The 14,688-nt window shown below is 66.7% G+C and carries 12 protein-coding genes; 8 read left to right on the top strand and 4 right to left on the bottom strand.

From position 1 onward, the window contains the following. Nucleotides 1–6: 6 nt before the first annotated feature. The 3 genes from IRQ30_RS17770 to IRQ30_RS17780 all read right to left on the bottom strand — a co-directional run bounded on the left by IRQ30_RS17770 (nucleotide 7) and on the right by IRQ30_RS17780 (nucleotide 1,431). Nucleotides 7–207, bottom strand: coding sequence for a DUF1508 domain-containing protein (locus IRQ30_RS17770; protein ID WP_193614311.1), 201 nt, complete (start codon nucleotides 205–207; stop codon nucleotides 7–9). A gap of 182 nt (nucleotides 208–389) precedes the next feature. Then, on the bottom strand, nucleotides 390–998 hold the full coding sequence (locus IRQ30_RS17775; RefSeq protein ID WP_227467775.1) for a hypothetical protein: 609 nt from the start codon (nucleotides 996–998) through the stop codon (nucleotides 390–392). A gap of 100 nt (nucleotides 999–1,098) precedes the next feature. Continuing rightward, entirely contained in the window at nucleotides 1,099–1,431 is a 333-nt protein-coding gene (locus IRQ30_RS17780) for a hypothetical protein (protein WP_193614312.1), read from the bottom strand. Between the two features lie 570 nt (nucleotides 1,432–2,001). Between IRQ30_RS17780 and IRQ30_RS17785 the strand changes: the two genes are divergently transcribed. The 8 genes from IRQ30_RS17785 (at nucleotide 2,002) to IRQ30_RS17820 (ending at nucleotide 12,079) form a co-directional block, all read left to right on the top strand. Then, the gene (locus IRQ30_RS17785) at nucleotides 2,002–2,271 is read left to right on the top strand and encodes a hypothetical protein (protein WP_193614313.1); all 270 of its coding nucleotides are present in this window, start codon (nucleotides 2,002–2,004) and stop codon (nucleotides 2,269–2,271) included. A 752-nt stretch (nucleotides 2,272–3,023) separates the two neighbouring features. Continuing rightward, on the top strand, nucleotides 3,024–3,221 hold the full coding sequence (locus IRQ30_RS17790) for a hypothetical protein (protein WP_193614314.1): 198 nt from the start codon (nucleotides 3,024–3,026) through the stop codon (nucleotides 3,219–3,221). Between the two features lie 75 nt (nucleotides 3,222–3,296). After that, nucleotides 3,297–4,001 carry a thermonuclease family protein gene (locus tag IRQ30_RS17795; protein ID WP_193614315.1) on the top strand — a complete coding sequence of 235 codons (705 nt, stop codon included), beginning with the start codon at nucleotides 3,297–3,299 and terminating at the stop codon, nucleotides 3,999–4,001. Nucleotides 4,002–4,315: 314 nt separating this feature from the next. Next, nucleotides 4,316–5,563, top strand: coding sequence for an AAA family ATPase (locus IRQ30_RS17800; RefSeq protein WP_193614316.1), 1,248 nt, complete (start codon nucleotides 4,316–4,318; stop codon nucleotides 5,561–5,563). Between the two features lie 1,427 nt (nucleotides 5,564–6,990). Further along, entirely contained in the window at nucleotides 6,991–7,251 is a 261-nt protein-coding gene (locus IRQ30_RS17805) for a hypothetical protein (protein WP_193614317.1), read from the top strand. 320 nt (nucleotides 7,252–7,571) lie between these two features. Next, on the top strand, nucleotides 7,572–9,434 hold the full coding sequence (locus tag IRQ30_RS17810; RefSeq protein WP_193614318.1) for a bifunctional DNA primase/polymerase: 1,863 nt from the start codon (nucleotides 7,572–7,574) through the stop codon (nucleotides 9,432–9,434). 59 nt (nucleotides 9,435–9,493) lie between these two features. Then, complete coding sequence (locus IRQ30_RS17815; protein WP_193614319.1) at nucleotides 9,494–9,814, top strand: helix-turn-helix domain-containing protein; 321 nt, start codon at nucleotides 9,494–9,496, stop codon at nucleotides 9,812–9,814. Between the two features lie 1,344 nt (nucleotides 9,815–11,158). After that, nucleotides 11,159–12,079, top strand: coding sequence for a ParA family protein (locus IRQ30_RS17820; RefSeq protein WP_193614320.1), 921 nt, complete (start codon nucleotides 11,159–11,161; stop codon nucleotides 12,077–12,079). A gap of 710 nt (nucleotides 12,080–12,789) precedes the next feature. On the opposite strand, the gene ssb is transcribed toward IRQ30_RS17820, so the two are convergent. Continuing rightward, nucleotides 12,790–13,185: a single-stranded DNA-binding protein gene (ssb, locus tag IRQ30_RS17825; RefSeq protein ID WP_193614321.1), complete on the bottom strand. Its 396-nt coding sequence runs from the start codon at nucleotides 13,183–13,185 to the stop codon at nucleotides 12,790–12,792. Nucleotides 13,186–14,688 lie beyond the last annotated feature (1,503 nt).

Consider the following 14,688-nt stretch of genomic DNA (forward strand, 5'->3'; position numbering starts at 1 on the left):
GGACCCTCACGTCCCGTCAGACTCGTTCTCTCGCTTCACCTTCTCGGCCTCGGCGAACTCGCCACTGATGATCCGATCCGCCATCCCCCTGGCATCCGACTGATTCTCATACCCCTGCCCACCATCCGTCGCCACGATCCGACCGTTCACCTTTAGGTTCCAGGCCCACTTGCCATCCTTGCGCTTGTACACCAGTCGCTTCGCCATGCTTCGGACTTTGCCACGGCGATCACCGCCTCGCCAGGTGTAAGCGCGCGCACACTAGGACTTCCTGACTAACCGCCAACCACTCCCCCGGCCTCGCGCGGCTCGGATCGAGCCGGACATGCGTCTATTCGCCGCCTTCGGGCGCGGTGAACGTCCGCTCATGCCGAGAGTCGGGTGGGTTGCTACAGGCTGTTGATCCACGGGTGGCCGGGATGGGCAACATCGAGCGCCCATCGCAGCCAGCGAACCGAGGCGGTGTCCAGGAGTGGCGCAGAGGCGTCAAAGTCGAGTTGATCCTGTGGCCGCAAGCCACGGGCCTTGTGTAGCAACTGAACCTCGGGCCTCAGGTAGCGGATGCCTTCCTTCGTCCACAGGATGTCGTGGAGGGGCAGCGTGATCCGAGGGTCCCGCTTGAAGGTCCACGACTCCGACGTGGCGTCCATCAAGCTGACGTCGTACTCCCACGGCTCTGCGCCTCCAGCCCTCAACCACAGGTTCTCGCAGGTACGAGGCACTGGGTCATCAGCATCGAGAAGCGCCCGAAACGTACCGGAGTCGGCGATCCAGACGTCCTTGCGACCCGATAGGTGCCGGTACAGGGGTGCGATGTCCGAGCGGCAGATACTCGGGTCGACATCGGAGTGGTCGCGCTTCGCCCCTGTGAACGCTTCAATGGCCCAGCCCCCAGCAATCCACCAGACCGGCCCGAATCCTGTGAGGAGTTCGGCAACGTCTGCCGGAGTTCTCGTGACCCACGGGCCCCAGAGCCTCAGCATCTCGTCGTGGTTCATCACGTGACGAACGCTACTCGCGTATCCGGTGTGGCCTCCTCAGACGAATCCGCCCGATCATGCCGCGATCCGCCTCCTGTCATGCCGATGAGGGTGCGCGTCACCCGGAGGCGGGCGGCATCGGCCAGACGTGTCGTGCGCTGCGCTGCTGCCACTGAGCCAGCGCCTCCCCGGTTAAGGGTTGAGCGATAGTGCTGGACAACTCGACGAACCGCTCTTCCGAGAGTTCCATTGTTTCGTCGTTTACCGACAGAATGCCTTGGAACGTGACCAAGCGCTGGGGCCGGTCAACGGTCACGTCCAGTTCATTGAAGTTAAGGGTCTCCACGAGGGGCTCTCCGTGGGCCAGCACTGTGAGCACGATGGTGCAGACCTCTGCGAGGTCACTGTCGCTGAACACGAGCGCACGAAGCGCGGGCAGACCGTCTTCCACGCCGCAACCGTACGCGCTCGAAGACGCACTCTTCTGCCGCGATGCGCGCGGATCTGCCGATGACAGGGCGTGCCCTAGCCAGCAGACTTACGACTATGGGCAACTTCGTGATCACCATGCCGGCCATCTCCTACGCCCGCGAGCTATGGAGATTTGGCGAGCCAGACCTGGCGAGGCGCGCAGCCGTGATGAGTCCGAGCCAATGCGCAGATGTCGGCCAACGGGCCGGAGACCTCAGTCTCAGCGGAGGAGCCGGGCGGCTCTGGCCCGGCGGCCCGCGGGGTCATGACTCGTGCGTCCTGCTGGCGGTGATCGAGCACCTTGAGGGGCGCCCGCGACCGTGTGCACGGTTGCGCCGCCTGCCCGAGAAGTCGTTACCTGACGAATGGAAACTCAGCGAAGACGAGCTCTGGGCCGAGGCGCAGCCAGTGAAGCGCGAAGTGGTCTCTCGCCTGCATGGACGAGAGTGACCTGATCTGCCGTGATCCGTGCGGACCCGAACGTGCCAGTTCACCGCACTCCGAACGCACGATCTGCCGATGAGCGGCCGGGGGCCGGTACCTTCGGCACGTGGATTCGTACCCCGCGATCGCCTTCGGCATTGACCTTCATCTCACGCCTACGGCGGAAGGTGGCAGGTCCGCGCCGTTGCTCAACCTCGCCGACAAGACGTGGGTCTACCGACCCAACTGGGGTCTGCCGAGCATGACTCCGCTTGACCAGAACGGGGCACTGGTCTTCGCTTTCTCCCGTGATCGGGTCGGCCCAGGTGAGCGCACCCACGCCGTGATCGTGACTTTGTTCCCCGAGATGGTGGATCAGTGGAACTGCTCGGACTAGCCGCGATAGCGTTCGCAGCGACCCGGCCTCGAACCCAACCAACATCCCCTCCACACTAGACCCACGTGATCGCGTCAGGGCCGACGCGCTCAAAGCGTGAGGTTGAACCGGGCGCGGCACTGCCGATGTACGAGGGCACGCGGGTTTGCGGTCACGGCACCGTCCTCTGGCGGGACCACATCACGCTCCCGCTTGTTCAGGCCGACGAGCAACGCTTTCTCAGGTGGTTAGGGGATCCGACCCTGCCGCTACGTCGGGAGTAGCGAGCATCAGCTCATGCCGCAATCACCGCGCATTGGCTGACCCATACCACTGATCTTGATACTCATGGCTTCCAGTAGAAGACGGTGGTCGAGCTCCACGGGGCCTCCCCCTCAAGCGATTCACCGGCGAGATGCTCCGCCACTATCTGCGGTGCCTAGGCGTGCCGATGGAACAGGAACCGCACTGGGCAGGGGCGTTCGTGGCTTGTGATTGAACGTCCAATCATGCCGCGATTCGCGCGCAAGACGCCCCCGTCATGTCGCCGCCCACTCCCCTGCCCTCCCATCCGGCTGGAGTGGGCTCTGGCTGTCATCACAGCTTCGGGTCAGCGGATGGTCAGCGAGGAGCATCTTCGAGGCCTGCTTGAGGGTGTTCGCCTTAGGTGTCAGCCGAGTAGGAACTCCCGTGCCGTAGCGGCGACGGCGCCGGGGTGTACCCGGAACGCCGAGTGGTCGTGGTCGGCGAGCGTAAGGCCCCTTCGACCCCCTTTGGTCGAGGTCCTCGAGGGCGACCAGTGGTGGGACGGCCACATCGAGGCCCAGGAGCAGCGCGAGGGCGTCTGGTGGGCGAAGGTCCGCTACCGCCGCGACGACGGCCAGCACGGCGCATGGTTCCCGCGGACCGGGTACGCCCTGCGACACCGACTGGTCCCGCGGCCGCGACGAGGCCGTCACACCTTCGGGTGAAAATCCCTGATCGTCAGACAGTGTCGCCGGTCACGCCTACCGTCACCGGATCACGACCTCGACCTTGGAGAGCACATGATCCGACGCACCACGGCCTACCTCGCCAGCCTCATCATCGCCCTGGCCGGCGCCCTCGCGCTCGTCTCCGCGCCCACCGCCCAGGCAGCCGACAAGGACTGCGGCGACTTCCCCAACCAGGCAGCCGCCCAGCAGTTCTACATCAACAACGGCGGCCCCGACTCCGACCCACACGGCCTCGACTCCGAGGGCGACGGCGTCGCCTGCGAGTCCCTCCCGTGCCCCTGCTCCGATGACCAGGGCGGCGGCGGAGGCGGCGGGAACGGCAACAACAACCCGCCCAAGGACCCCATCCTGAAGCAGAAGGCCCGCGTGCTGCGCGTCATCGACGGCGACACCGTCAAGGTCAAGCTCATCGGCGGTCCCAAGCGCGACGTCCGGATCCTCGGCATCGACACCCCCGAGGTCCACGGTGGCGTCGAGTGCGGCGGCCGAGTGGCCTCACGTGCCGCGAAGAAGATGCTGCCCCGCGGCACCCGCGTCCTGCTGATCTCTGACCGGTCGCAGCGCCTGAAGGACCGCTACGGCCGGCTTCTGCGCTACATCGAGAAGGGCAAGACCGACGTCGGCCGCAAGCAGCTGCGCCGTGGCAACGCGACCGTCTACGTCGTCGGCAAGCCCTTCAAGCGGGTCAAGACCTACCGCGCCACCCAGGCCTCCGCGAAGGCCAAGAACGTCGGAATCTGGAAGAACTGCCGCTAACCCCCGCGTCCATCCGTGGGCCCCTCCCTGCCTCCCACCAGGGAGGGGCCCGCAACGCTGACGTCGGTGTCGTCACTTTGACGCCAGCAGCTGTATCGATCTTTACGTCCGAGCGTCTGTCTCAACCACGCGAGGAGAACCACGCCAGCACCCGCCAGCTCCACCGCCAGTAGCCCTGATGGTGACAGAGGCCCCGTCATGACACCTTCAGAAGTGAGCGGGAACCACTGATACGTCTGGCGGCGGAAGTACCACGTGGCGATAGGTTCCGATAACGTGCCAACAGTTATCGGAAACTATCGAGGATTGGTGTCATGCTTGCCAGCCCGTATGCCCCCGGGTCGTCCCCCGGGTACCTCGCCGGCCGCGGCCGCGAGCTCGACGACATCCGCAACCGACTGGCGCGCATGAGCGCACTCGGACGCTCCGGGGGCCCCCTCCTCGCCTTCTACGGCTCCCGCGGCCTCGGCAAGACCTCCCTCCTCCGCGAAGCCCAGCGCGACGCCCGCCGCGCCGGCTACCTCACTGTCTGGGTCACCGGCCGAGACGACGTCGACATGGCACCCGACCTGGCCCGCTCCCTGACCGAGGAGGTCCGCCGCGAGTCCTTCGGCGAGCGCGCCAAGGGCCTCCTCCACAAACTGGACAAGGTCCAAGTCGAACTCGGCGTCCCGGGCGCCAAAGTCGGCGTCGAGATGGCCGGCCCCACCGCAGCCCTCAACACCGCCGCCATCGAATCCACCCTCGAGGACGCCGGCCGCTTCGCCCGCCACCACGACCGAGGCGGCCTCGCCGTGTTCGTCGACGAGTTCCAAGAAGCACGCCTCGGCGACCGCCGCTCACTCCTCATCGCCCTGCAGCACTTCGACGGAGCCCCCGACGGGTGCCCCGTCGCGGTCGTCGCCGCCGGCCTGCCCTCCATGCTTGGCGCCGTACCCGAGGCCGCCACTTTCGGCGAGCGCACCAAGTTCGTCGAAGTCGGCCTGCTCAGCGACGTCGCCGTCGCCGAAGCGCTCCGCTTCCCTGCCCAAGAGCTCGGTGTCAGCTGGTCGGACGACGCCATCTTCGAAGCGGTCACCGCCTCACACGGCTACCCCCACCGCGCCCAACTCATCGGAGAAGGCTCCTGGGAGGCGGCCCGGCCCGACGTCGGCGGCCGCATCGAAGTCGGCCACGTCCGCCAAGGCCTCTACGCCGCCGACCAGCAGATGGCCACCCTGTTCCGCTCCCGCGTCGCCAAGGCCACTGGACCCCAGCGCCGCTTCCTGGCCGCCATGGCCGACCTCGGTGACGGGCCCGTCGCGCGCGCTGACCTCGCGGCACGACTCGAGACCTCCACCACCTCCATCAGTCAAGTACGCCAAGAGCTCATCGACCGCGGCCTCATCGAGCCGGCCGGCTATGGCGAGCTGCGATTCACCATTCCCGGGTTCGCGGGCTTTCTCCGCCGGGAAGCTCGACGTGAGACCGGCCAGGCGCCGCCAGCGCTAGATGCCCCTAGCCCCATCCGCTCCCTCCCCCAGCGCCCGGGCGCCGACCCAGGGCCAGACTCTTCCACCTGAGCGCCGCCGAAGGCCCTGCCGGCCACGACATTCGAGCTGACCGCACCGCCACCACCCCGTAGAAGCGAAGGCACTCTCCTGGGACGGCCCATTCCGAGGCCCAGTCCTCTGCGCCACCACTGCGCTCCGAGCCGAAGAGCTGTGTTCGGCCCCCCGCAGACTCCCCCTCATCTGCTGACCCGGCCCACGAACCATGGCTCTCCCCCGGCCACCCATGGCGACCCGACATCTTCACTGCCAGGACGGAGGCGAAGAAGGGTGGGTGGCCAAAACCACGCATCCCGGCGCGGCACAGGACGAAGCAAGGTCGTATACCCATCGCAAACCGGACCAGCACCACCACCCCCAACACGACCTTTGAGGTCCGGGCCACCGTCAGGTCGACCCCGACCCCGTCCTGGTCGACGGGAACGTATGCAGCGATCCCCCGGTCGGGCCGGGATGCGTCGCCTCTTCACGGCACAACAGGCCTCGGCCCGGGCGTTCCCAGCATCGCTGAATGCCGCCCTCGCACCTGCCTGGGACTGCGCCGCATACCCGCCTCGATCGAGCCTACGGACTCCCTGATGGTGAGCGGCTGCCCTCGACGCTTCATGCGTGCGAGCATTCACCGATGAGCTCAAACCTCCGGGGCAGGCTTCCTTGGGTCCTGCTTCTTGTCGGCAGTCTCCTACTGCTGGTCGCCGGGCAAGTAGCTGCCAAGGATTGGCCGAGGGCCAACAACTGCCTCAAGACTGAGAGCGGTCCATGCTCGGCCCCCGCAACATACGGCGACCAGGACGCGATACCAGTAGTTCTCATCCTCGCGCTTATCGGCGTGTGCATGGTCGGGTACGGCGTAGTTCGGGTGTTGAGGCGCACGGGTGCGAGCGCCAACTAGGGACCTCCGGCGGCCACCGGTCGGTTCGCCGGTCGGGACTAGCCCTCGGGGTAGCCACAGCAAGGCCACCCAGCTCAACGCAGGCCGTGCACCCGACCCTCCCGCTCGTCTGCCTGGTCTGCCCCGTGAGGAGCACTCAGCCACCTTGAACTTGGCCAACCGCTATAGCCGACCACTTTGCAGCCGGCTCGGGTCCCCTGTGGCTTACGGCGTGGACGATGGGTCCCGCCGTTCAGTTCTCGGCCCGTTCGCGAATCGGTTCGTCCAGCGACACGCCGACACGCCCGGGTTCCGAGTCAATCTCACCCCTAATGCGGCGCGTGGCATGTGAACGAGGTCCGCGTTCAACTTTTGAACCCTGTCGGTTCAAATTTTGAACTCCCGGAGGTCAGCAGCTTGGGGTGGGAGCGAAGACAGCTCCTCCCCCGCCCAGACAGCATTTCCCAAGGTCAGAGACCCGTCGGGCCGCGTTCACTCTCCCGCTGATTCAGAATCTGATTGACCTCAAATCCAGGGGTGGGAGTCCGCTGCATGGGAAAGTTGGCACATGGCTCAGCGGACTGCGACAACCCGTAACCGCAAGGGTGGACGGCCCAGCAAGGGCGATCGCCACCTGTTCCAGTCACGCGTGCCGCGCGACTTGGCGGAGACCGTCATGGACGAGGCCGAGCGCCTCGGCCTGAACTACTCCGACTACATCGCCGCCGTCCTTGCCGCTAAGCACAACTTCGAACTGCCTGCCCACTACAACAACACCGCCAGCGACAACACGGTCCAGGAGGCTTTCCCCATGCAGACCGCCTCGTAGACGACGAAACGGCCACCTGTTGGACCAGGTGACCGTCTCGCATAGCCCCTCACCAGAGTTGGACCTCCAGTGAGGGCGCCGCCCTAAAGCGACCTTTTCGGTTTCGCGAACCCGCCCTGACAAGAGGAGTTCGTGGTGTTCACGGTAGCACCGCTGCCGCGCGCCTTCGCGTTGTTCAGCGTTGTGCGCTACGGCGTGTCGTCGTACCCAGGTGGCCCCCAATGAGGGTCCATCCGCTTCATGCTGCCCACGCCTCGAGGGACCACTCCCCCGAGACCGCATGGTCCGTTCTGGCCCCCCTGATGGCGGCCCGCGGCCGCATGCGCGTCTCTCGCGACGGCGGCCGGACCTACCGCGCCCGCGACGAACGGCCCGTCACCAACCGACTCCCCAACCAACCCGCCGCGCTGCTCGTCTACGACTCCGCCGGCTGCGCACCCGTGCTCTGCGTCGACCTCGACGCCTCCCGCGGCGGCCCCGAGGCCGTCACCCGCGACCACCAGGCCCTCACCGCGCTGCTCACCAAGGTCGGCGCCCGCTGGTTCTCCGACAGCTCGCCCAACGGCGGGCGCCACATCTACATCCCCCTGACCGAACCGGCGCCGTTCCACGAGGCCCGCGAGCTCACCCTCGCCCTGGCGGCACGCACCCCTACTCTCGACCCGTTGCCGATGCTGAACCTTCAGGCCGGCTGCATCCGCCCGCCAGGAGCCCGCCACCGCACCGGTGGCCACCAGATCCTCGACGGCAGCCCCAGCGCGGCCGCAGACGCCCTGCAGCGCCCCACCAGCCTCGCCGCCTGGCAACGACTCCGACACGAGACCGCCCCCGTCGCCGCCCCCGGCAAGCCCCCGGCTCCTGCGGGCGCTCAGGGCGCCGCGCAACCCAGCCCTGGCCCAGAGGTCGACCTGGAGCGCCTGGACGCGCTGCGCGGGATCACCGGCCCCGACTCTGGCTTCACCCAGATCGCGCGCACCGGCGACTGGCCGCCCGAGAAGTACCGCACCGCCTCTGAAGCCCGTCAGGGCGTGATCTGGGCTGCCGTGGCCTCTGGCTGGTCCCTCGGCGACGTCGCCCGCCGGCTCTCCGACGGAACCTGGCCCGGCCTCGCTGCTCTCTACGCCCGCTACTCCCCTAGACACCGCCACACCGCCCTCGCACGGGACTGGCGTCGCGCCGTGTCCTTCGAGAAGCACCGTCGAGAACGAGGAAACGACAACAAGCGTCAAAAGCGTGTCCGTCAAAGCACCACAAGCCCGCACCAGTCACAGGCGGGGGGTGCTGCTGGGGGCCCAGCTCGTTCGATCACCGGGAATGCAGCCAACCGCGCGGTGCGGGTCTGGCTTGCCGCCGTCGACATGCTGAGCAAGAACTCAGATCCAGCTGAACGCGCGGTGCTGTACGCGCTGGCGGAGGCAGCTGTGCTTACCGGTTCACTGCATGTCGAGCACGGCAACCGGTCCTTGGCTGTTGCTACCGGGTTGGATCAGTCGACAGTCGGCCGGATCCTGAAACGGCTACGCAGCGAACCCAGCGACCGCCTGCTCATCGACCTGGTTCGCGACGCCGAAGGCGTCCGGGCCAACACCTACACGCTCGTGATCCCTGCCCTGCTGCGACCCGCCTGCGAGAAGAAGCCCTGGCGCCGCGGCAAGATTCACGCGGTACGACCGGTCTTTCGTGAGCTCGGGATGGTGGCCTCGTTCGTCTACGCCGGCCTCGAGCAGGCCCGCGAACCCGTAGGCGGACGAGAACTGGCCCGCTCCCTAGGGTTCGGACACGCTGCCACCTACGAAGCCCTCGCGGTCTTGGCGGCCTGGGGACTGGCGGACCGATCTAACAAAGGCTGGTCGCTCGGTCAGGCCTCCCCCACCCAACTCGCTGAGCGACTCGGCATCGACGACCAGGTCGCTCAGCAGATCAGCAAGTACCGCGCGGAACGGCACGCGTGGTGGCGGTATCTCGGAGTTCTCCAACTCGTACCAACTACACCCGAGGTGGCCTCCGTCAGCAGCCAGGAGCCAGGCGCCCCACCTCCCCCGAATGACGACCCAGCGGGTGAGCTTGTGATCATCGCTGAGTGGAGAACGGCCGACGTGCGGCGCTCCAGAGACGAGCGGGACCTCCACGCCGAACGGCTCCTGCGAGATCTGCTCGGCGCCCAGATCATCGACTCAGGATGAGGCGACGCCTAAGTCGTGTCGCAACAGCGTTTCGCAATCAGATTCGATAACCTGACGAGGTGACAGAGACCGGGGGCTCAGCTGCCTACCCTCACGTCCCTGTCCCGACCGCGATTCTCCTCGATGAGGATCTCAGCGACTCCGCCAAGGTCCTGTGGGCGCTGCTCTACCAGGTCGCGATCACCAGCAGAGGCAACCCCTTCGAGATGACCATCGAGGACATGATGGAACTGTCCCGGGCAGCCAAAGGCTCGGTGATCAAAAGAAAGAAGGAGCTCGTCGACGCCGGCTGGCTCGAAGAGACGGCGCTGCGAGGGCTCGGCCTCGCCAACCTGTACTCCATCGCGGCGCCGGGAGAGCACGCGGCGGTGCTGGCCTAGCAGCATCACCACGGACTCTGAGGCCGCGGGCAACCGGGAGACCGCGCATGTTCTCCGCTTCGACTGGGCTGTCGTAGGCACCACCCTGTCGTGCTCTCTCGAGCCGCCCCGCTGAGACGCCTGGTGGTTCAGGTGGCCGTCTGCTGGGGCGACAGGGCCACAGTCAGAACCCTGCGACGTTCATCCTCGGCTCTACTCTGCGACGCATGACCTATCGACGGAGCAACCCGCTCGACCCTCCCATGGTGTGGGTCCTAGAGGACCGTCACTGCTGGTACGGCCACATCGAGGCCCAAGAGCAACGTGACGGGAACTGGTGGGCTACGGTGCGCTACCGCCGCGATGGCCAGCGCGGAAAATGGTTCCCCGCCACGCACGTGCGCCCCGACGACACGGACTACTCGGCCGGGCGGGCAGTTCCGCGCCGCGCTGACCCCGATGGAAGACGAGACATCCCCCGCCCTGGCGAGCCACCTAGACGCAACCATGGGGCGTCACCATGACTTGAGGCGCGCAGCGGAGCCGGCCGCGACCAGTGGGATCAAGCGCCATTCCAGCCGGCAACTATCGAGGCCCGTGGCGTGCGCACGAGCGTTGTGACGCGATAGATTCGCCCTGGGCGCGCGTCGTACCCGCCGGGTTGGGGCGTCGAGCGCGAAGGCCCAAAGCGCTTGCTGACTCACAGGTCGGCCCAAGCGCCTGCGGCGTTCCAGGGACTGCACTCCCCCGCTAAGCGTTCATGAGCTGATCGATCAACGCCGGCGAGGACGGTCGACCACCCAGGCAGTCGAAGCATAAGAGCGAACTCTGGGCTACAGGCCTGTTTCGTCGCAGCGCGACTCTTCGGGCGTCGCTAGGCCGTTCCGCCCCCCACAGACACGAGGCGGGGACGTGACCCCCGAGGTTCCTCGGACCTCCCCCATCACAGTGCTTGCACTCGCCGCGCGCTGCTCGACGGCTGCTACGTGTCTGTCTGCATCGGTCGGCAGTCGCGACAAGCGAGCGCGAACTGCGTCGGGCAATAGCGCATCGCGTACTGCACGACGTAAAGCATGCTGCAATGCCGTGCGCAATGTAGGGGCGCGGCGATCAGGCGGCACAGACGGGGAACTGCGAGTGCGCCCCAGGGCCGGGCCGATCCTCGGACCTCGTCAGCGGCAGGAACCGAGGGACAGGAAACGGGCGACATCCGCTGGCACACGACGAACGCTCGAGGCCGGCGTCGCGCAATGCACAAAACAAGCCGCAAACTACGGCGTAAATCAAGCCACATCGCAGGCTTTAGTGCAGCACCTGTCGGCGTGCCTACCGCATGCGGTACCGCACGGGGCTCAACATGTTGGCATGGTCGCCCCCGAGCTCAGCCGCGTCGTCACCTTCGCCAACGGGAAAGGGGGCGCTGGGAAGACCACTTGCGCGGTGAACGTCGCTGGCCTCAGCGCCGCCGCTGGCTGGCGAACCCTGCTGATCGATCTGGACCCACAAGCGAACGCGGGACACGACCTCGGATACAACTGGCCGGACCAGGACGGCCGCGTCGGCACTGACGGTGGAGAGCACCTGGTCACGGCTCTGACCAGCGGGCAACCGTTGGCTCCTGTGCTGACCAACGTGCGAGCCGACCTGGACGTCATCTGCGGGGGAGGGCGGCTTGACGACCTCGAGGACATCATCGCGGGCCGTAGCCGACGGACCGAGGACGCCAAGGACCTACTCGCTGCCGCGCTCACGCCGCTTGCGGCCGACTACGACCTGGTTGTCATCGACACTCCACCCACTCGGCCAGTTCTGCTGCAGTTGGCACTCGCAGCAACCCGGTGGGTTGTCGTGCCCACCAAGAGCGACCGCGGGAGCATTGAGGGGCTTCGAGCTTTGGCTGAGCAACTCATCCGGGTACGCAACGGCAACCCGGACGTCGAGATCCTCGGGGCGATCCTGTTCGACACCGGAACCAGCGCCACACGCATCCGCAGCAACGCTGCAGACGACATCCAGAACGTGCTGGGGGGTGCCGGCGAGCTCTTCTCATCGGTGATCCGCCACGCCGAGGGTGTGGCGGTGGAAGCGCGAGAGCGAGGCCGGCTCGTGCATGAGATCGCCGCCTCTGTCGCCGACGCCGAACCCTGGTGGGTCGCCCTAAAGGAGGGCCGCAAACCCCAGCGTCTGCCCGGAACCGCCCCCGCACTGGCCGACGACTTCCTACTTCTTACCCAGGAGATCCTCCAGCGCATCGCCCGTCACGAGGACAAGGCCCAGAGCGCATGAACGACGAACGCCGCCCGCTAGCCCCGGCCCCGGGCCTGGCCAACCTCCCGAAACCCCCACCTCGCCCGCAACCATCCCCGTCCACCGCGCGCCCCACGCCCCTGCGGTCAGTTGACGCCCCCCCCGAGGAGCTGCGCGACGCCCCAGCTCTCTCAGCCTCAGGTGGGGGAGCGCCACCTAGCGGACTCACCCGTGAGACAGGCGCAAGGACGACGCGCAGGACGCCGCAATCCGCGCCTGCGGGTCGCCGTGCCGCTACTGCGAAGCGGGCGATCTCGTTCACCACTCCGGTCGAGCTGAGCGCCAGGCTCAGCGCCGCAGCCACCGACGGCAGGACCCTCGCCGACGTCGTCCTAGCGGCGGTCGAGGAGACCGAGCCGCGCCTCACAGATCTGATCGACGCCGAGCGGCCACCCGCCTCAAACGGTTCGGGTCTATTCCCTGACAGCGCCAGTGGGCGTCGTCGCAACCGAGAGCCACGTGTGGTGGTGAGCCTGCGCCTATCTGAGGGCAACGTCGAGGTCCTTGACCAACTCGTTGTCAGACACCAAGCTGACGACCGCTCACAACTCATCACCGCAGCCCTGCGAGCAGCGCTCTAGTACTTAAAGTTCGAGCGCTTTGATTGGACCTCAGTCCTGCGCTTCATAGGCCATGGACTTCTCGGCTGGCGGTAAGCGCATGGGGGAGTGGGCGTGCTGCCCCTTGCCTCATCCCGGGTACTCCTCCTGCTGGGTGGTCTTGGGGTTGTTCGTCACCACGGCGGTGGCGTACTTCAGGGAGGGGCCGATCTCGTCGACGATCACGACGTCGCGGGTCCGCTTGGCCTGGGTCTCTTTGTCGGTCCAGGTCTCGGTCTCGATGTGTCCGTGGACGACCACGCGTGCTCCGGACGTGAGGGACTCGGCCAGGTTCTCGGCCTTCTTGCCCCAGACCTTGCAGTTGTGTCCGGTGGGCTCGGCGTCGTGGTACTCGTTGGTCTCGCGGTCCTTGGTCCGGCGGTTGACCAGGACCCGGGACTCCGCGACCGGAGTCCCGGACGGGGTGAACCGGAGCTCGGGGTCGCTGGTGAGGTTGCCGGTAAACGTGACGGTGGTGGTGCTCATGGCTGGTGCTCCTTCGTGAGGGGGTGATCTGACACGGAACGTCGAGCGCCTACATGCCCCTCCGGGTGGTGGGACCTGTCGTGTGGCTTGCTCCCGACAACTGCCGCCCGATCCGGCCGGGTAAGCCGGTCAGGGGTGCCCGCAGGGCACAGCGCTTGCCCTTGACCGGTGTCTCGGCCGAGACACGATGGGCGGCGTCGGGAAGCAACAACGCATCTAGGAAACGCATCCAACAAGGAGCCGTATTGGGCCCGCAGGGCCGTCGCGACTACCGGTCCTTGACTGGCAATCCTTCAATCGGTGTCGAACAGATCGTGGACTTGAGTGCGCGCACTCACCTTCGGTGCTGTCAGGCGGGGTTGGGTAGAGACTCGCCCCACTGCCGAGGAGAGCCGTTGATGAACTCCGCTCGAAGGTCAGCAGAATGTTCGCTGAAGTCCGTTGCTGTGGTCTCGGCGGTCGGGGCGGCGGCGATACTGGCGTATCTCATGTGGGTCGGATGGCACCCCCCGGTGAGGGCTGGGGAGTACGCGAGGGACTACTCGGGCATCTTGAGGGCCAGCAGCTTTTGGCCTCTCACGGCGACGATGGTTCTCCTGGTAGGCGTCGCTGCGCTCTTCCTCCCCCCTTCACCGGTGGCCTGGGCGTCCTCAGGAGGACTGCTCCTCGTCTACGTTGCAGACTCCGTGACCGGGACCGTAGAGGGAGACGCCAGCTTCTGGCCCCTGGGGGTGCTCGGTTGGGCTCTCACCGCCCTGCCAGCGGCCTTCGTAGTCGCCAACAGCGCCGCCAAAGTTCGCGATCGGACGTCTCACTGGATGCACAAGTAAGAGCTGGATGATCCTGTCTGTGGTTCTGCCGCGATCGGGCGCCGGCTCGAACGCACGGTTCTGCCGATGAGCGCGCTAAAGGATGTGTCCCACCTCGTGGCGGCGCTAGCGGATGGCTAAAGCCGACACGCCTCACCAGGGCGTTCTACCGGTGACATTTGCCCTAGCCTTCTGACTATGTCAACCGCACCAGCCTGGGTGAGTTACGCAGCGCTACTTCTTTCGACTGGGTCGGTCATCGTCGCAGGGTTGTCTTTCCGGGCGGGCGGGCCGAGACTTCGGATTCAGTCGCAGCGGCTCCGTCGCGAAGCGCCGGATAACCCGTTCCCGAACGGTGCCCCGGTGCGGCTGACAGTTGTCAACTCTGGCCGGGCTGCCATAACAGTGGAGGGGTTTCACGTCACTTACCCCAGCGGCCGAGAACCGCTGGCGCGGGTGAAGAGCGCGGAGGGCGCACCGCTGCCGCACCGACTGGATGCTCACGCCAGCGAATCGTGGGTCGTGGATGCGCTGCCTTTAGCCCGAGCAGTTGACAGCAAGACGAAGGGCCGCGATGACCCCCTGATCGGGCCGGTCCAGTTCCGGTTCGTGGCCACTGCCGGCAACGGCAAGGCGGCCCGCGAGAAGCATCTGTCCTACCCCGCAGTGCGGTTTATCGCGGACGCCCAACGAG

The organism is Nocardioides lijunqiniae, from assembly GCF_015024225.1.
Classification (GTDB): Bacteria; Actinomycetota; Actinomycetes; order Propionibacteriales; family Nocardioidaceae; genus Nocardioides; species Nocardioides lijunqiniae.